The organism is Rummeliibacillus sp. G93, assembly GCF_023515935.1.
Classification (GTDB): Bacteria; Bacillota; Bacilli; order Bacillales_A; family Planococcaceae; genus Rummeliibacillus; species Rummeliibacillus stabekisii.
Window position 1 is genome coordinate 285053 of the sequence record NZ_CP097314.1, and the last position, 17708, is coordinate 302760.

At 40.4% G+C, this 17708-nt stretch carries 18 protein-coding genes and 1 riboswitch; of the genes, 15 read left to right on the forward strand and 3 right to left on the reverse strand.

All coding sequences use genetic code 11. The features are described 5' to 3' along the window. Nucleotides 1-90 precede the first annotated feature (90 nt). On the forward strand, nucleotides 91-1389 hold the full coding sequence (locus tag M2M59_RS01495) for an HD domain-containing protein (RefSeq protein ID WP_147195483.1): 1299 nt from the start codon (nucleotides 91-93) through the stop codon (nucleotides 1387-1389). Nucleotides 1390-1410: 21 nt separating this feature from the next. Continuing rightward, entirely contained in the window at nucleotides 1411-1923 is a 513-nt protein-coding gene (locus M2M59_RS01500; protein ID WP_249775250.1) for a YwgA family protein, read from the forward strand. A gap of 284 nt (nucleotides 1924-2207) precedes the next feature. On the opposite strand, the gene M2M59_RS01505 is transcribed toward M2M59_RS01500, so the two are convergent. Further along, on the reverse strand, nucleotides 2208-2393 hold the full coding sequence (locus M2M59_RS01505) for a 2-hydroxymuconate tautomerase (protein ID WP_066791671.1): 186 nt from the start codon (nucleotides 2391-2393) through the stop codon (nucleotides 2208-2210). A gap of 66 nt (nucleotides 2394-2459) precedes the next feature. Here M2M59_RS01505 and M2M59_RS01510 point away from each other — a divergent pair, with 66 nt between their 5' ends. Then, nucleotides 2460-2975: a YwhD family protein gene (locus M2M59_RS01510; protein WP_249775251.1), complete on the forward strand. Its 516-nt coding sequence runs from the start codon at nucleotides 2460-2462 to the stop codon at nucleotides 2973-2975. Nucleotides 2976-3221: 246 nt separating this feature from the next. On the opposite strand, the gene M2M59_RS01515 is transcribed toward M2M59_RS01510, so the two are convergent. Then, entirely contained in the window at nucleotides 3222-5276 is a 2055-nt protein-coding gene (locus tag M2M59_RS01515; RefSeq protein ID WP_150283429.1) for a transglycosylase domain-containing protein, read from the reverse strand. A 144-nt stretch (nucleotides 5277-5420) separates the two neighbouring features. Then, nucleotides 5421-6527 (reverse strand): GGDEF domain-containing protein, encoded by a 1107-nt coding sequence (locus M2M59_RS01520; RefSeq protein WP_150283430.1) that lies wholly within the window; start codon nucleotides 6525-6527, stop codon nucleotides 5421-5423. 251 nt (nucleotides 6528-6778) lie between these two features. Here M2M59_RS01520 and M2M59_RS01525 point away from each other — a divergent pair, with 251 nt between their 5' ends. The 12 genes from M2M59_RS01525 (at nucleotide 6779) to M2M59_RS01580 (ending at nucleotide 17705) form a co-directional block, all read left to right on the forward strand. Next, nucleotides 6779-7219 carry a YwiB family protein gene (locus M2M59_RS01525; RefSeq protein WP_066791681.1) on the forward strand — a complete coding sequence of 147 codons (441 nt, stop codon included), beginning with the start codon at nucleotides 6779-6781 and terminating at the stop codon, nucleotides 7217-7219. After that, on the forward strand, nucleotides 7216-8883 hold the full coding sequence (gene argS, locus M2M59_RS01530; RefSeq protein WP_249775252.1) for an arginine--tRNA ligase: 1668 nt from the start codon (nucleotides 7216-7218) through the stop codon (nucleotides 8881-8883). The genes M2M59_RS01525 and argS overlap by 4 nt, the downstream gene beginning before the upstream one ends. Nucleotides 8884-9040: 157 nt before the next feature. Next, nucleotides 9041-9226: riboswitch (cobalamin riboswitch) on the forward strand. Nucleotides 9227-9381: 155 nt separating this feature from the next. Further along, nucleotides 9382-10341 carry an ABC transporter substrate-binding protein gene (locus M2M59_RS01535; protein ID WP_249775253.1) on the forward strand — a complete coding sequence of 320 codons (960 nt, stop codon included), beginning with the start codon at nucleotides 9382-9384 and terminating at the stop codon, nucleotides 10339-10341. After that, on the forward strand, nucleotides 10342-11328 hold the full coding sequence (locus M2M59_RS01540; protein WP_249775254.1) for a FecCD family ABC transporter permease: 987 nt from the start codon (nucleotides 10342-10344) through the stop codon (nucleotides 11326-11328). Nucleotides 11329-11338: 10 nt separating this feature from the next. Then, complete coding sequence (locus M2M59_RS01545; protein ID WP_249775255.1) at nucleotides 11339-12814, forward strand: adenosylcobinamide amidohydrolase; 1476 nt, start codon at nucleotides 11339-11341, stop codon at nucleotides 12812-12814. Further along, the gene (gene cbiB / locus M2M59_RS01550) at nucleotides 12815-13771 is read left to right on the forward strand and encodes an adenosylcobinamide-phosphate synthase CbiB (protein ID WP_249775256.1); all 957 of its coding nucleotides are present in this window, start codon (nucleotides 12815-12817) and stop codon (nucleotides 13769-13771) included. Then, on the forward strand, nucleotides 13758-14846 hold the full coding sequence (locus tag M2M59_RS01555; protein ID WP_249775257.1) for a pyridoxal phosphate-dependent aminotransferase: 1089 nt from the start codon (nucleotides 13758-13760) through the stop codon (nucleotides 14844-14846). Before cbiB ends, M2M59_RS01555 begins: the two co-directional genes overlap by 14 nt. After that, on the forward strand, nucleotides 14819-15397 hold the full coding sequence (locus M2M59_RS01560; RefSeq protein ID WP_249775258.1) for a bifunctional adenosylcobinamide kinase/adenosylcobinamide-phosphate guanylyltransferase: 579 nt from the start codon (nucleotides 14819-14821) through the stop codon (nucleotides 15395-15397). Before M2M59_RS01555 ends, M2M59_RS01560 begins: the two co-directional genes overlap by 28 nt. A 13-nt stretch (nucleotides 15398-15410) precedes the next feature. Next, nucleotides 15411-16175: an adenosylcobinamide-GDP ribazoletransferase gene (gene cobS / locus M2M59_RS01565; protein WP_249775259.1), complete on the forward strand. Its 765-nt coding sequence runs from the start codon at nucleotides 15411-15413 to the stop codon at nucleotides 16173-16175. After that, nucleotides 16148-16747, forward strand: coding sequence for a histidine phosphatase family protein (locus M2M59_RS01570; RefSeq protein ID WP_147195461.1), 600 nt, complete (start codon nucleotides 16148-16150; stop codon nucleotides 16745-16747). The genes cobS and M2M59_RS01570 overlap by 28 nt, the downstream gene beginning before the upstream one ends. Then, nucleotides 16699-17097, forward strand: a complete 399-nt coding sequence (locus M2M59_RS01575) for a bifunctional adenosylcobinamide kinase/adenosylcobinamide-phosphate guanylyltransferase (RefSeq protein WP_249775260.1) — start codon at nucleotides 16699-16701, stop codon at nucleotides 17095-17097. The genes M2M59_RS01570 and M2M59_RS01575 overlap by 49 nt, the downstream gene beginning before the upstream one ends. 17 nt (nucleotides 17098-17114) lie before the next feature. Continuing rightward, a complete protein-coding gene (locus M2M59_RS01580; RefSeq protein WP_066791697.1) occupies nucleotides 17115-17705 on the forward strand; it encodes a cob(I)yrinic acid a,c-diamide adenosyltransferase in 591 nt (196 codons plus the stop codon). The last annotated feature ends 3 nt before the right edge of the window (nucleotides 17706-17708 follow it).

Consider the following 17708-nt stretch of genomic DNA (forward strand, 5'->3'; position numbering starts at 1 on the left):
ATTCCACCTTTCAATAAGGTGGTTTTTTCGTATATAATGGTGAAATATAGTGCATAATAGGACACTTTGGAGAAAAAGGGAGGTTCCGAATTGGATTATGCGACAAAAAAATTAGCGGAAGAAAAGGTGTTTAAAGATCCGGTACATCGCTATATCCATGTGCGAGATCAAGTGATTTGGGATTTGATCGGCACGAGGGAATTTCAGCGTTTACGACGGATTAAACAGCTCGGTACGACGTATTTAGTGTTTCATGGTGCAGAACATAGTCGTTTTAGCCATTCTTTGGGGGTATACGAAATTGTCCGCCGAATGGTAGACGATATCTTCATAGACATGCCAGAGTGGGATGAAAGCGAACGTCTCGTGGTTCTTTGTGCTGCATTATTGCATGATCTTGGCCACGGCCCTTTTTCACATTCCTTTGAACATGTTTTTGATTTAGACCATGAGGAATTCACACGAGCAATTATTTTAGGAGATACAGAGGTAAACCATGTATTGACACGCGTTTCACCTGAATTTCCGCAAAAAGTTTCAGACGTCATTGCCAAAACATATGAGAATAAACAAGTTGTCAGTATGATTTCCAGCCAAATTGATGCGGATCGCATGGATTATCTGCAGCGAGATGCTTACTTTACAGGTGTCAGCTATGGTCACTTTGATATGGAACGAATCCTACGTGTTATGAGACCAAAAGAAGAGCAGGTCGTCATCAAGTCAAGTGGGATGCATGCGGTAGAAGACTATATTATGAGTCGCTATCAAATGTATTGGCAGGTTTATTTCCACCCAGTTTCCCGCAGTGCAGAAGTAATCTTAACGAAGATTCTTCATCGTGCAAAAGACTTGAGCCAGGGAAACTATCAATTCAAGCAAGAACCTACACATTTTATGGCGTTTTTCCAAAACAATATCGAACTAGAAGATTATATTGCACTTGATGAAAATATTTTGCTTACTTATTTTCAAATGTGGATGCAAGAAAGTGATCCGATATTAAGCGATTTAAGCCGCCGTTTTATTAATAGAAAGTTATTTAAATATATAGAATTTGATCCTGCAAATGAATATGAAAAATTAAGTGATCTAAAAGAGTTATTTTATCAAGCGGGCATTGACCCTAAATATTATTTAGTTCACGATTCTATCTCAGATTTACCATACGATTTTTACCGGCCAGGAGAAGAAGAAGAGCGCGTACCCATCCAGTTGTTAATGCCGAATGGTAAAACGCGTGAACTATCAAGATGCTCTGAAATTGTTGAAGCTATTTCAGGGAAACGAAGATCTGATCATAAGTTATATTTTCCGGAAGAAGTATTGCTGCAGGATGGTACTCAAAAAACGCTAAAAAAACAAATATTAAAAGTACTGAGAGGTTAAGCTTCTCGAAAGGAGAAAAACGTGCTAGAAGAACATGCAAAAGTCGTACAATTTGTATCTTTAGCTGGAAGTGTTACGGGACGGAAAAAGCTGCAAAAGATGGTTTATATCGCAAAAAAAATGAAGTTTCCTTTCAATGAGAAATATCAATTTCATATTTATGGTCCCTATTCGGAGGAGCTTACTTTGCGCGTAGAAGAGCTATGCACGATGGGTTTTTTAACGGAAGAAATGGAAGATAAGGGGTCCTATGTGCAGTACACATATCAAGTGACTGATAAAGGAACAAACTTTTCGAAGCATATGTGCGAGGAACAGCAGCATTTAAATGAAGTCGTAGAGGTACTAAACAGTAAAAGTGCCCGCTTTTTGGAGCTTGTTTCTACGCTATTGTTTTTTGATGAACTTTCGAAAGAAGATCGGATTCAAAAAGTGCATGTGGTAAAAGGAAAATTGAAATTTACAGAGACAGAAATGAATGAAGCATTTTCACTTATTGAGGCATTAGAGGAAATCAAATTGAATGCAAATTAATTATAGAATGTGGACAAGGAATCTTGTTCACGTTTTTTTATAGCAAAGAAAACAGACAAGGGGAAATTTTTAGTCTTAGAAAAAGTACAAGTAGAATGGTTCCGCTCCAACCGGGGCTTTCGCTTAAGCTTATTCCGTAGGAGTCACGGCTTCCGCTGCACAAATGTTATAAATTTTTTGATGCAATATTTTAATAAAGTGGGTATTCGACTCGCAGATTCGATACACCCACTTCAATTAGCACATTCAATGAAGTCTCATTCAATGTCTGTTTTAAATGCTTATTAGACTTCGCTTTTACGGACGCCGCCTACAGCGTAGTGTTCTTTTTTCATCTCTTCAATAATGATAGAGATATTTTCTTTTGGCGCATTCACACTTTCGGATACTGCGTCTGTGACTGATTTGACAAGCTGGTGTTTTTGTTCGTCTGTACGTCCTTCAAGCATTTTAATCGTTACGATAGGCATAAGAAGTCTCCTTGTGTAAAATGTAGTGTATAGTGGTAATCATAACGTATACGGAGGAATTATGAAATGGCAAATGAACAGCAACCGAAAAAAATGGAATTTACCATAATTAAAAACAATCCTACCGATGGCCACAAAGGGTTTGGAATTGGTTCCATCACACTTGAGAATGTCTCTCCGGTCATCATCGATGTGATTGAAAAAACAGCGGAAGTAGATATTGGTGCAATGCATGCAAGAAGTGCAGTAGAAAAGGGTATCAAATTTACAACAGACCGTAAAGATTCTGAAGGCGGCAAACCGTACTGGCTTGTATGGGTAACGATTGAACAAAAAGAAAACGGGCCATATTATGCTGGTGTGACTGCATGTGAAATGGTAGTCAATCGCGAAAAACGCAGAGGCTACAAGATACTGGCAGAGCATGTCAACAAAATGGATAAATCCATGAAAAGAAATATTATGATTGATGAAATGGATACGACGTCAAAACAGGTCCTTGGAGAGTTTTTGAAAAACTTTAATGAAGAGATGTGGAAAAACAGCAGCCCTTCATTACATGCTGATTTAGGCTTTGAATGATCCAATTTTTGTCGAACATGCGCTTTTTTCTGGCACTTTCTAATTACGTGGTTGAAAGTGTTCTGGAAAGGAAGTACACTAGAATTAAAGCTTGCAAATGTAAGCTAGGACATATGCTGTGCGAGAAGTTGTATGGTTCTCATTAGCCATCCCAAGGGCGAAAGGATATATGCAGTCATCTTGAAGCAGAAAACTTCCACCCCAAAGGTTAACGGACACCTTTGGAATGGAAGTTTTTTTAGTTTGTTATTCAAATAAAGAGAACGGGAACAGACTCCATGTTTCATCTGTTTCTTTTGTCAATTCATTAACGATAGAAGGATCTGTGCATTTTTTCTTGGGCATATCTTTTTTCTTGAGATATACTAATCGCTGTCTGCCACATGCTTTTGTAGCAATGCCCCCAGTTTCAACATCTATGATAGCGGATTGAACTCCTTTTGGTGCGATAAAAGGTTCGCTTGGAGTATCTTTCAGTGCCCCTTCCATAAAGTCAATCCAGATATGCTTTGTAGCTCGTGCATCTTCTTCACTTGAGAGCTGTTTGCCCTGGTCGTATCCGTTCCATACACCCGCTGTTAATGATGGCGTAAAGCCGATCATCATTTGGTCTGTCAGGGTCGTACCTGATTTTGCAGCATAAGGTCTTGTTTGTCTGTTGCGCAGACTTACACCTGTAGCAGGGGTATAGTCATTAAACACAGGGTCAAACATGCCTGTCATCAACTGAGTTAAAATGAAATTCTCATCTTTTTTCAGCACTCTTTTTTCTTCACGTTTTTCTTCGACTTCATAAATTAATTTGCCTTCGCCATCCTTGATAGAAAGCACGGTAATTGGTGATCTCTTAACTCCGCCTGCAGCAAGTGTGTTGTATGCAGATGTAATATCCTTCAGCGTCACTTCTGTTGTACCAAGTGCCACAGAAGGTGTATTTTGTAGGGTTTCACCAATGCCAAAGCGATTGAGCATTTGCTTAAATTTACGATGTCCTACTTCCTCATAGGTTTTTACGGCAAAAATATTGTCAGAGATAGCCAGTGCTTGTGCAAGCGAAATTGGGTGATTAGCAAATTTGCCATTTACATTTTTAGGTTCATACTCTGAACGTCCACCGTCATAGGTGAAAATGGTTTTTTCTGCATCCATAAATGTGATTGGCGAAAAATCATTTTCTAATGCCGTTGCATATAAAAACGGTTTAATAGCAGAACCAGGTTGCCTTTTTGCTTGGGTCACACGATTATATGAACTCTCTGTATAATGAGTGCCTCCTACTAATGAAGTCACATATCCTGTTTTAGGATCCATGCTGACAAATCCAACTTGAAGACCAGAACTTGGCATATTTTTCTCTACAGCTTCCTCTGCAGCTTTTTGGTGGAGCGGATTTAAAGTCGTTTGGATGGTCCAACCGCCTTCTGCAATGTTTCGACCATTTTTCTCCAAAATCTTTTTAGCCTCCGCCCAAACTGTATCGACAAAGTAAGGAGCATTCATTTTATCGCTATCCCACTCGTCATATTTAAATGTTAGGTTTTCATTTTGTGCGCGTTCTTTTGCTTCTTCTGTAATCATCTCTTTATTTCTCATCAACGACAAGATCAGCTGCTGTCTATTATGATTATTTTCTTCACTTGCCAGAGGCGAGTAAATGCTCGGCCCTTTCGGTATTGCTACCAGCGATGCAGCCTCAGGCAGTGTAAGCTCTTTTGCCGGTTTGGCGAAATAATAGCGGCTGGCAGCTTCAATTCCATACATACCATGTCCAAAATAAACTGTATTCAAATATCCTTCTAGAATCTGATCTTTATCATAGAAAGTTTCTAATCGATACGTATAGAGGGCCTCATTCATTTTACGAAGCCATGTTTTATCGTGTGAAAGATATAAATTGCGGGCATACTGTTGAGTAATCGTACTAGCACCTTGCACTTTTTTCATTGCTTTCACATCTTGTACTATGGCGCCTGCAATCCGTGTATAGTCAAAACCATTGTGCTTATAAAAATTTTGGTCTTCAGTAGCAATCAATGCTTTTGTTACAAAAGGCGAAATATCATCTAACCCTACCCAGTAACGACGTTGTCCGGCAAATTTATCTCCAATTTGTTCCCCGCTAGTATCTAAAAAAACGGTTGCCTTAGGAACAGTTAAAGATGGAGCCCCTGTAATTTGAGCGTAAACACGGAGTGAGACCAGAGCAGTAATGACGCTTGAGGCACACACGACCATCAATATGACTAACTGCCGTAGTCGCAGCTTCTTTTTTCGTTGCTTATGATATTCAGCTCGGTTCATCCTATCGCTTCCTTTCCTATCGTTGAAACTAGTATGTGAAGAGATTGCACAAACTAAACGGAAAGAATAGCGCTAAATTTGATGAAAAACGAATAAAAAGCAGGACAGATCTTACAAATCTGAATACAAAAAAAGTGCCAATGGCTATTTGTCCATTGGCACAGGAGTTTTAGGGATTTGATTATAGTGAACGATTTGATTGTTCCCTTTCGTTGTTGCAAGTCGAAAGGCATCGTGTGTGGATTGAGCAATTTCGTAAATCGTCTTGCCGTTCTCAGGATAGTTAGCAATACCGACACTAACAGAGATAGAAGCACTGCTTCCGTCTTCTAAATCTACTGACATCTTGGAGATGGATTTACTTATATCATAGGCATATTGCAAACTGGATGCGGGCGGCAGATCTTTGCAAATTAAATAAAATTCTTCTCCACTAATCCGAATAGAGGTAGAACCAGGATGTTCTCTATTAAATTCTTTTAGCAATTCGCCAATTTTTCTTAAAAATTGGTCGCCCACCATAACGCCATGTTTCATATTAATCTTGCTAAATTGGTCTATGTCAATCAATAGCAGGGCAAACGGAATTTCGCTTTGAATGTAACGATCTATAATGCACTTACATTTTCGGATATTTGGCAAGCCTGTTAAAAAATCAGTTTCTACCATTTTTTCGATCGTATGGATTTTATTAAACTGATTATTTAAGAGACGAATTACAAACGCAGTTATATAAAGTGCTGGAATCGAGATAATGAATAATAGCACAGCGCTTATTAACCAATTTTCTGCATTGAGCGCAATGCTAGAGGCGTAAAAAAGAATGGAAAGCAATAGATAATAATGCAGATTGCGAAATTTAATCGGTTTCCACCAAGCTAGTAAGGCGAGAATAAGTCCTACTATGATGGTCAAAATTCCAGAATGGATGGAAATTTCCGAGAGACCGGAAATATATATGCGCGTTATGCCAATTAATGTTGCCGCAATACCCATAGAAATAGGGCCGCCAAGCCATCCGGATAACAACAAAAGCACATTGCGCAAATCGCCGTTTATTAGATATTCGCTCTTAAAATGGGTGGATGCTTTCATTAAAAGCAAACCTGTTATAGAAGCGGCAAAACCAACAATCCATGGATGGAATTCCTTATAGATGCCAGTAGATTGCTCAAGTAACTGATAGGCAAGGTAAAAGGAAATGACAAAAGTAAATAATAGCGAAAAATAAACTGCGTATTCAAGAAACACTAATATCACCGCCTAAAGTCTTCTATCTATTATACCATTTACCTAGATAGCGAGAAGAAAAATTTTTTCAATCTGCATAAAGAAATGTTAAAATGTATTTTTATTCTGAAATGGATTTGCTTTGGGCACATTGAGGATAGGATGGTTGAACTGACAGAAAGGGGTTCAATCGCAAGTTGTACCTTGAAATGAACTCCTCTCCTATCCTATAATAAAAAGGTTATATTAAGTAGAAAATGGAGGCATCACTTATGCCAGATGCTCTTTCAATACCGGTACAATTAAAAATAACTTCAACAATCACACAACAAGGTGAAAAGCCTGAGCAGATTGAGTTTTGGTCTGAGGGTACCCTTATGGAAAAACGTGGACAAATTTATTTGCAATACACCGAAGTGCAAGAGGACTCACATATACGGACAACATTGCGGTTTGGTGATAAGGATGCAATGATTATTCGTAATGGTGATGTTAAGATGCGCATGCCATTTGTCGTGGGAGAATCACAAAGGGGCCATTATCAAAGCCAATTTGGACAACTACCGTTATTTACTCAGGTGAAGGAAATGAAATATCATCCATCGGAAACTACGCACAGCGGCCGGTTTTATCTACAGTACGAATTAATTATCGGTTCCGAACATGCGGGCAACTTTATATTAGAACTACAGTACACGGAGGGAAATAAATGAACGCAGTAGAACAAGTGCAACAAGCCATTAAAGATGCGCTAAAATCAGCTATTCAAAAAGCAGGCATCATTGAAGATGCGAGTTCTTTGAATATTCACCTTGAAACACCAAAAAGCAAAGAGAATGGTGACTATGCTACGAATGTGGCGATGCAGCTAACTAAGCTGGCTAAAAAGCCACCTCGTGCGATAGCAGAAGCGATTCTTGAAAACCTTGAAACAGAACAAACAAATATTGAAAATATCGAGATTGCTGGCCCTGGTTTTATGAACATCACATTGCGCAAAGATTACTTAGCAGATGTTGTGAAGATGGTCTTAGATCAAGGCGTTAATTATGGCCGTACAAACACAGGCAAAGGGGAAAAGGTCCAAGTTGAATTTGTTTCTGCAAATCCAACTGGCGATCTTCACCTAGGACATGCGCGTGGTGCTTCAGTCGGCGATTCTTTGTGCAATGTTTTAGACTTTGCTGGTTATGATGTTTCTCGTGAATACTATATTAATGATGCCGGTAACCAAATCAATAAATTAGCGAACTCGCTTGAGGCAAGATACCGCGAAGCGCTTGGTTTGCCATTCAATATGCCTGAAGATGGATATCATGGGAAAGACATCATTGAAATCGCTAAAGAGCTTTCAGCAGAATATGGCCCTGATATCCTTGATAAGTCAGATGAAGAACGATTTGAGTTTTTCCGTGAGCATGGATTAAAACATGAATTCGGCAAGCTACAAAAAGATTTGCACGATTTCCGTGTAGATTTCGATGTTTGGTTCTCTGAAACATCACTCTACAAAGACGGAAAAGTGGAAACAGCTCTTCAAAAACTAAGAGATAATGGACATGTTTTCGAACAAGACGGTGCCATTTGGTTCCGCTCTACTACATTTGGCGATGATAAAGATCGTGTATTAGTAAAATCAGATGGTTCTTACACATATCTAACACCAGATATTTCTTATCACGAAGATAAATTGCGTCGTGGCTTTGACCAATTGATCAATATCTGGGGTGCAGACCATCATGGTTATATTCCACGTATGAAAGCTGCGATTGAAGCACTTGGCTATGACCGCGACCGATTAGAAGTGGAAGTCATTCAAATGGTTAACCTAATGCGTAACGGCGAGAAAGTGAAAATGTCTAAACGTACGGGGAATGCAGTTACACTTCGTGAGTTGGTAGAAGAAGTTGGCCTAGATGCAGTACGCTATAACTTTGCTATGCGTGCAGGTGACTCTCATTTAGACTTTGACTTGGATTTGGCTGTTAAACAATCAAACGAAAACCCTGTATATTACGCACAATATGCTCATGCGCGTATTAGCTCAATCTTGCGCCAAAGCGCAGAAAAAGGGTTTGTACCATCAATCGAACACCTTGACGCTTTGTCTACAGAAAAAGATATTGAGTTGTTGAAAAAAGTAGGCGATTTCCCGCAAATTGTAGCTGACGCTGCTCGTGTACGTGCACCGCACCGTATCGCCAACTATATTCAAGAACTTGCCGCAACTTTCCATCGCTTCTACAATGCTGAAAAAGTGTTAGATGAAGAAAATAAAGACCGTTCAGAAGCACGCCTTGCACTTATCACAGCAGTTCGCACAACGATTGCGAACGCGCTAAAATTGATTGGCGTTTCTGCACCGGAAAAAATGTAATAAATATAACTCTTAAAAAGCGGAGCCAACAACACCATATTGTGGCTCTGCTTTTTTGTTGATAAACAACTTCACCTAGCTTGGAAATTACCTAACTAGAATATCTATTAAATATCTCTTCCTAATTTACAAAATATTAGATATAATAAAAAGAAATAAAATACATAGTTTAATCGGTCCCGAATAGAAAGCTATTTGGGTTAAAAGGGAAATCGGTAAAAGCCGATGCGGTCCCGCCACTGTAAGTGTGAGCAATTCGAGAATGCCACTGAAGGAAACTTTGGGAAGGTGCGATGCGCGATGATCACGAGCCAGGATACCTGCCGATTATAGAACACCGTTTATATCGACGAGGATTGATAGGTGCCATTATGATCTTTTTTTATAATGCTGCAATCACCAAACCTCTCGTTGTGAACGAGAGTTTTTTATTTTGGAGAAAAGTTAAAGACCTTTTTCTCCAACCAACAGTAATCTTACAACCAGGAGGAGTAAAAAATGAAGAAACTATGGCAGCTTGGTTTTATGCTTGTGATGGCATTTACATTGCTTGTAGGCTGTGGCCAATCCGACTCTAAAAAGCCAGAAGCAGAAAACAAAACCACGCAATCAGAAAACAAAACAGCTACATATCCAATGACAGTAACAGATGATACAGACAATAAAGTCGAATTTAAGCAGGAACCAACGAAGATTGTGTCTTTAATGCCGAGCAATACTGAGATTCTTTTTGCTTTAGGATTAGATGATCACGTAATCGGCGTGACAGATAATGATACGTATCCAGAAGCTGCTACTAAAAAAGATAAAGTAGGCGGCATGGAGCTTAATATTGAAAAAATTATCAGCTTAAAACCGGATGCCGTTTTTGCGCATGGCATGATTGCCGAATCTGCAAAGAGCGGTATACAGCAACTTCGAGATGCAGGTATTCCTGTATTTGTCGTTAAAAATGCCAGCAACTTCGAGGAAACATATGACACTATTAAAACAATCGGCAAAATTACAAATAGAAGTGCAAAAGCAGATCAAATTGTAGAAGATATGAAAGCGAAAGTAAAAGATGTACAGGCTAAAGTAGCAGATGTAAAAAAACGCAATGTATTCGTTGAAAACTCTGATGAGCCTGAGATTTATACAGCTGGTAAAGATACATTCATGCAAGAAATCTTAAACCTAGCAAATGTTAAAAATGTGGCAGATGATCAATCAGGTTGGTTTAAAATTGACCCTGAGGAAATTATTAAGCGTGACCCAGATGTATACTTAATCACATATAATTATGTACCAAATATCGTAGAGAAAGTAAAAAAACGCCAAGGGTTTAAAGATTTAAAGGCTATTAAAAACGACCGAGTAGTACAAGTTGATCCGGACAAGACTAGCCGTCCAGGACCTCGCCTTGCTGAAGGGCTTGAGGAAGTGGCGAAAGCTGTTTATCCAGAGGCATTTAAATAAGTGAAAAAAATAGTAGTTGGATATCTCGTAACTTTTGCCATACTTCTTTTGAGCATGGCTTTGGGGATATCAGCCGGCGCTGTTAAAGTGCCAATCAGTACGTTATGGGACAATAATGCAGATGAAGTAGCATCGAATATATTATGGTCTATTCGAATGCCTCGTGTGATTTTAGCAGGACTCGTTGGAGCATCATTAGCTATTTCAGGTGCCGCTTTCCAAGGGTTGCTTAAGAATCCGCTTGCTGATCCATATACGTTAGGAGTGTCATCAGGTGCCTCAGTGGGCGCCGTGATGACGCTCTTTTTCAGTCTTTCAGCACCTGTATTGGGCATGTTTACGTTGCCCGCATTCAGCATGATGGGTGCATTATTGACTATGTTTTTGGTTTTAGGATTTGCTAAGCTTGTAGACAAAGCGATGAAAATGGAAACGCTGATATTAACAGGCATAATCATTAGTTCATTTTTAAGCTCTATTATCTCTCTGATGATCGCGCTCACTGGCGAGGAGCTTCGACAAATTATTAGTTGGCTAATGGGCAGTGTATCGATGCGCGGCTGGCCATATGTTAAGATGATTTTACCGTTCGTCATAGTGGGCACGATTCTATTATGGCTGAACCGACGAGAGTTGAATGCCATGCTATTTGGTGAAGAACGGGCGAAATATTTAGGTGTCAATGTTAGAAGAAGTAAATTAACACTACTGATTGGTGGATCGATGTTAACGGGAGCAGCTGTTTCTGTATCAGGCACCATCGGATTTGTGGGGCTAGTAGTACCGCATATGACACGCTTGCTTTTTGGTGCGAATCATCAGCATCTTTTGCCACTTTCACTGATGAACGGGGCATCACTGCTCATACTTTGTGATTTAGTTGCAAGAACAATTATTGCGCCGACAGAACTGCCTATCGGTGTGATTACGGCATTGCTTGGTGCGCCGGTATTCGCCTATATCTTCTTTAGGCAACGAAAAGGATAGGGGGTACAGAATGCTAAACGTAAAAGATCTTACAGGAGGATATGATGAGAAACATCCAATTGTAAAAGGTATAAATTTTAGTGTGAAAAAAGGCCAATTCTTAGGGGTGCTTGGCCCAAATGGCAGTGGCAAATCTACGCTACTTAAAGCTATTAGCGGTACGCTCCCATTCAATCAGGGAAATGTTCAGATTGAAGGGAAGAGGCGAGAGGAATATACGGCAAAAGAGCTTGCCCGCAAAATGGCTGTGCTGCCACAACTACATACACAGGCTTTTTCGCATTCTGTTCGAGAGACAGTTTCGATTGGTCGTTACCCTTATCAGCATAGGTGGCTTTCCACATGGACGGATGAGGATGAATCAGCGATTAAAAAGGCGATGGAGTCCACTGGCATTCTTTCATACGAAAAACAGTTGCTTGAAAATCTTTCAGGTGGTGAGCAACAGCGTACATATGTGGCACAAGCACTGGCACAGAGTGCTGATTTATTGTTGCTGGATGAGCCAACTAACCATTTGGATATCGAACACCAGCGAAAACTGCTTGATATGATTCGCCTTGAAGTGGTCCAAAATGGATTAACAGTTCTGTCCATCTTCCATGATATCAATCTGGCAGCGCTCTATTGTGATCGTCTTCTCTTGCTAAATAAAGGAGAAATTTATGCGATGGGTGAGCCGCATGAGGTGCTAAAAGAACACTTTATAAAAGACGTCTATCACACGACTATATCGACCTATCCACATCCTCTTTTGCCCAAACCCCAAATGACATTAATGCCTGAAATAAAAGGGGAGAGGAAGGAAAGTGTTCCTATAAAAGCAGAAGATATAAAAATACGTGATGAGTATGTCGAGTTACATACAACTTCACCCCTGAAGGCTTTCTCCTCTGCCGTCCATAATGCAGGCGTCGGCTGGTATCAGTATTTCGTTAACCGGACGGTTGATGCAGAATATATGTGCGATGATGCGCATGATGAATTAAAAGAATACTTAATGGAGAAAGGATTTTCTCCTACAAATACAGTCGCCATGATGACTGCAGTGCCAGCTAAAAATGCGGTGGTACGGCAATTCACTTCCGACGAGACCGATATCGTTGTGGCAGTTACTGCTGGGGTGGGCAATGCAATCGATATTGCGAGCGCTTACAAAAGAGAAGATGTATTTCATGTAGGGACTATTAATATATGGGTGTTTATCAATGGCTCATTGACTGATGAATCGTTCATGCAGGGGATGATTGCTATAACGGAAGCGAAAACAAAGGCTATGTATACAGAACAAATTAAAGATGTTGTTTCTGGCACCATTGCAACAGGGACATCAACGGATAGTGTGCTAATCGCCGCAACGCAAAATGGTCCTTTTTATGAATATGCTGGAAGTGCAACCGCAGTAGGCAAGCTCATCGGTCGCGGTGTTTATGAAACCCTTTGTACTGCACTACAAGACTATAAAAAAGCGAAGGAGCAGGACTAAATGCTGGCACATTTAATTGCTTGTACGCTAGGGATCGTTCTTGACCGTCTTATTGGAGATCCTAAAAGAATGCCACACCCAGTAAAATGGATTGGCGGTTTGATTGGATGGCTAACGAAACGATTAAATAAAGGCGGATTCCGCAAAACGAAGGGTGCGTTGCTAGTCATTTTGGTCGTAGGGGCAACGACTGTATCCGCTTATGCAGTGGTTGTGATTGCCTATCAAGTGGGCATTGTTTTTGGCATCTTGGTAGAAGGTTTACTCATTTCATTTGGGCTTGCCCAAAAGAGCTTGAAGCAAGCAGCGATGGAAGTCTATGAGCCTCTTACTGCTGGCAACTTAGTACAAGCACGTGTGAAGCTTTCGTGGATTGTCGGGAGAGATACAGAGAAACTTTCGGAAAGTGAAGTCACACGAGGTGTGGTAGAGACAGTTTCTGAAAATACGAGCGATGGCGTGACGGCTCCATTATTTTGGGCTTTTCTATTCGGTGCAGCTGGTATCTGGATGTACAAAGCTGTAAATACGCTTGATTCAATGGTTGCGTACAAAAATAAGGAATTTAAAGAGTTTGGTTTTGTAGCAGCTCATACAGACGATGTCTTTAACTATATCCCGAGCCGTTTAACAGGATTACTGATCCTTTTAACGACGCAAAATGAGACGAAGCATTCACTTTATGAACGAATGAGGGGATGGTTGACTGATGCCAAGAAGCATCCAAGCCCTAATAGTGGTTATTTAGAAGCAGCGACTGCTTATCAGCTTGGTGTACAACTGGGTGGAACCAATTATTATAAAGGTGTTGTCTCCAAAAGAGCCACAATGGGGCAGAAGGAAGTAGAGTTAGCTCCGAGACATATTCAGCTAGCCGTAAATCACATGTATACTGTCACAGCTTATTTTTGGCTACTCGGTATTATGATAGGAGGAGTTATGATTGTCATTGCCTAACCATGGAGCGAATCCGCAATTGTTATACAGTGAATTAGCAATTCCGCTTCCAGAACAAATCATAGATTACAGTGAAAATGTAAATCCATTAGGGCCGCCCCTCTCAGTAGTAGAAAACTGGCAAGGCTATATACACTTACTTTCTAGCTATCCAGAACCGCACGGCGAACCATTTTTATCTGCTATTGCAGCATATCACGGCATTCCGAAGAGCCGCGTATTGCTTGGGAATGGTGCGGCCGAGATTTTTTCATTGCTTGCTGGACACTTTCAAAGAAAATGTGCGATGATTGTTCATCCAACCTTTTCGGAATACGAGGCAACTTTAAGAGCAAATGGGACAGAAATCATTCATCTCTCAGTAGAAGAGATCGAAAATTGGAAGCTACCAATAGGCCATATTATAGAAAATATGAAGCGTGCCGATCTGTTATACCTTTGCACACCAAATAATCCTACCGGTGTACTGCCACCAAGGAATGAACTGGTGCACCTTTTAGAGGAAGGTCAAAAAGTGGGCTGCACAGTAATATTGGATGAAGCCTTCATCGATTGGATTGGGGAGGAAGCATCCATGATTTCGTACATAGAGGATTTTCCAAATCTAATCATTGTGCGCTCGATGACCAAAATGTACGCAATTCCAGGAATCCGGCTAGGCTATATGGTAAGCTCTCCTGCATTGATTGAAGCATTGCGCGAAAAAGTACCGCATTGGCATATTAATGGCATCGCTGCCCATATAGGAGCAAAATGTATTGACGAAACGCAATACAGAGATAAATCCATAGAATACGCTAAAAAGTCGAAAGTGAGATTTGTACATTTCCTGCAAGAATTAGGATGCAAAACAACAAAGAGCGTGACTAATTATGTTTGTTTTAAGCTTCCTCATCCAGATTTGTCTCAAAGATTTTTTCACGACATGCTGAACAGAGGCATTGTCCTGCGGCATACGGAAAACTTTAAAGGCTTGGATGGTAAATGGTTTCGAGTAGGAATAAAGAATGAACACGCGATGGCAGTTCTTCAAGAGGAGATGGAGGCATGGATCAAGCAAAACTCTCATTTATAACAGGCGGTGTTCGAAGCGGCAAAAGTGCGTATGCGGAGCAGCGATTAGTGGCGTTAGCAAAGGAAGTGCGAGCAAATCGCTTGGTCTACTTAGCAACGGGTGTAGCCTTCGATGAAGAAATGACAAACCGGATAGAGCGGCATAAACATGATCGGATAATGCAAGAGCATCAATGGGTAACCATTGAACAGCCCACGAATTTCAAAAAGGTATTGGTTCAGGTGAAGCAAGGAGATGCTATTCTTTGGGATTGCGTCACAACTTGGCTATCGAATGAATTCTATGAACAGAGTGAATCAGGCGTTTTTGCTTGGAAGCAAGAAGGAAGACTCAAACAGCGGATGGATGAGATGAAAAGCACTATTTTACAAATTCGCGCTATTGGAATACCTCTCGCCATCGTTTCCAACGAAATGTTAGATGAACCTCTTTCCACAAATCCTGAGGTACATCTATACCAGCAGACAATTGGCAGGCTCCACCAGTGGTTTGTCAAGAATGCTTCAGAAGCAATTGAAATTGATTACGGCTTTATACATAAATGGAAGTAGGGGGCGAATTAGAATGACAAATGGTCTGCTGCTTGCACTTCAATTTTTTTCAATTTTGCCTATTCATAAAGAAATTCCAATGACGAAAAAGACCGTCACGGCCATGTTTGTCGTTTTTCCTTGGCTGGGCGCATTGATAGGCTTTGTGTTGTCCATTGTCTATTATTTGTTGCATACATACACAGACATTAGTCCATTACTTTTAAGTTTTATTTTGATTAGCGGTTATGTCATTTGTTCAGGCGGACTCCATTTGGATGGATATGTAGATACAAGCGATGCCTATTTTTCTTACAGAGATAAGAAAAAACGATTAGAAATTTTGGATGATCCTCGGACAGGTGCATTTGGCGCTATATCATTGGTATTTCTAATCTTAGCTAAAATCTTCTTTTTGGCAGAATTGCTCGAAAAGCCATCTTTTTATTGGATATGGCTAATTGCTGTTCCTTTCTTGTCACGATTGTGTATGTCAATTTATTTTATTTGTACACGTACATCTAAAGAGAAGGGATTGGCTCACTTTTTTAAACAACACTTACATATGAAATATTGGTTAATTGGAACAGCATGCTCGATGATTGCAGGAGGAGCCTTATTTATATGGCTTAGTGGAACATGGACTATACTTCTTCTGCTATTCATGATTGTGTTGGCTGCTTTGATCTATAAATGGTGGTCACTTCAGCAATTTAGCGGGAGTTCAGGAGATTTGCTTGGAGCTCTCATCGAAGGGATGGAGGCGGTTTTATGGATTGTCCTGTTGTTGTGCATCTGATACGCCATGCCAAAACAAAAAGCAACGACGAAAAGCGGTATATAGGCTGGAAAGATGAGCCCATTTTGAAAAGAGAAGAGCTGCCAGTAGTAAATAGGGAATATCCCGTTGTTTTCGGAAGCGATTTAGTGCGCTGCAAGCAAACGGCTGAAGCTTATTTTCCGGGTGCGGTTTATGTAGAAGACGAGGGGCTTAGGGAATTGAACTTTGGTCAGTTTGAAGGTAAAACCTATGAAGAATTAAAGGGAGACCAGCGCTATCAAAAGTGGTTGGCTGATTCAACTCAAGTAGCACCGCCGGATGGCGAAACATTAGAAATCATGACTAATCGCTGCCAGAAAGCTTTTAAAAAGTTGCCACAAGGCTTATCAGTGTACCCGCTCGTAGTGCACGGTGGTACGATTCGCGTTTTGCTGACGGAATATGCACCGCACGAAAGCCAGTTTTGGGATTGGGTAGTCACGCATAATGATATGTATACATTGGAGTGGGAGTCGAGAAGGGCTTTTGAGGAGGGAGAAAGATGCACGTTTTTATCGGTGGTGCCTATAACGGCAAACATGAGTATGTGAGAAATTGGCTCATTGAGCAGCATGAAAATGATGTAGCGTGGTATGAAGGTGTCCTGCCAAAAGAGCCCAAGAACAAAACTATTGTCATTTCTCATTTAGAAAAAATTCTCAAATCAGATGAGGAAAAAGATGAATTAATACTCGCGAAAAAGATAGCAAAACAGTTACAATTATGGGAGAAAGAACATCAGGTGATTGTCATTGCAACCGAAATGGGGCGAGGAATTGTTCCTCTTAGCCGGCATGATCGAACATTAAGGGATGCGTGCGGAAGGCTTTATCAGGAGCTATTTAAGAGTAGTGAACATGTCACACGCATCTGGTATGGCTTGAGTGAAACTATTAAGTAAGAAAGAAGGGGATTTCAATGAATTTATACACACGTACAGGTGACAAGGGGAAAACAAGCATCATTGGCCGAAGAGTGGATAAGGATGATTTGCGAGTAGAAGCATATGGCACAATTGATGAATTGAATTCATTTATCGGCAAGGCAATGACTGAGCTAGATCAAGAGAAATTCCAAGATATCCTCGAAGATTTGCAAAATATACAAAATGAATTGTTCGATTGTGGCGGTGATTTGGCGAATGTAATGAAAGAGCGCCATTATAAAATGACAGATGAGCCGATCGAAGTTATGGAAAAACGAATTGATGTACTCATGGATGAGCCGCCATTACTTGAACGCTTTATCCTACCAGGAGGCTCACCTGGTGCAGCTACTTTGCATATTGCCCGCACTATTGCAAGACGGGCAGAGCGTTTGACTGTCACACTTTTCAAAAATTCCGAGGAAAACGATGTGCCGTTAGTTGTTGGACGATACCTCAATCGTTTATCCGATTATTTATTTGCTGCTGCCCGTGTAGCCAATTGTAGAATAAATGTTGCTGATATTGAATATATCCGTGGGGCGAAAGTATTTAAAAATGGCGGCCGTAAAGAGAAGGATTAATCC

Coding starts and splice junctions, on each gene's coding strand:
- cbiB (WP_249775256.1), top strand. CDS start 12,815: ATGCTGGCACATTTAATTGCTTGTACGCTAGGGATCGTTCTTGACCGT.
- cobS (WP_249775259.1), top strand. CDS start 15,411: ATGACAAATGGTCTGCTGCTTGCACTTCAATTTTTTTCAATTTTGCCT.
- M2M59_RS01580 (WP_066791697.1), top strand. CDS start 17,115: ATGAATTTATACACACGTACAGGTGACAAGGGGAAAACAAGCATCATT.
- M2M59_RS01505 (WP_066791671.1), bottom strand. CDS start 2,393: ATGCCTATCGTAACGATTAAAATGCTTGAAGGACGTACAGACGAACAA.
- M2M59_RS01510 (WP_249775251.1), top strand. CDS start 2,460: ATGGCAAATGAACAGCAACCGAAAAAAATGGAATTTACCATAATTAAA.
- M2M59_RS01570 (WP_147195461.1), top strand. CDS start 16,148: ATGGATTGTCCTGTTGTTGTGCATCTGATACGCCATGCCAAAACAAAA.
- M2M59_RS01560 (WP_249775258.1), top strand. CDS start 14,819: ATGGATCAAGCAAAACTCTCATTTATAACAGGCGGTGTTCGAAGCGGC.
- argS (WP_249775252.1), top strand. CDS start 7,216: ATGAACGCAGTAGAACAAGTGCAACAAGCCATTAAAGATGCGCTAAAA.
- M2M59_RS01575 (WP_249775260.1), top strand. CDS start 16,699: ATGCACGTTTTTATCGGTGGTGCCTATAACGGCAAACATGAGTATGTG.
- M2M59_RS01545 (WP_249775255.1), top strand. CDS start 11,339: ATGCTAAACGTAAAAGATCTTACAGGAGGATATGATGAGAAACATCCA.
- M2M59_RS01535 (WP_249775253.1), top strand. CDS start 9,382: ATGAAGAAACTATGGCAGCTTGGTTTTATGCTTGTGATGGCATTTACA.
- M2M59_RS01515 (WP_150283429.1), bottom strand. CDS start 5,276: ATGAACCGAGCTGAATATCATAAGCAACGAAAAAAGAAGCTGCGACTA.
- M2M59_RS01525 (WP_066791681.1), top strand. CDS start 6,779: ATGCCAGATGCTCTTTCAATACCGGTACAATTAAAAATAACTTCAACA.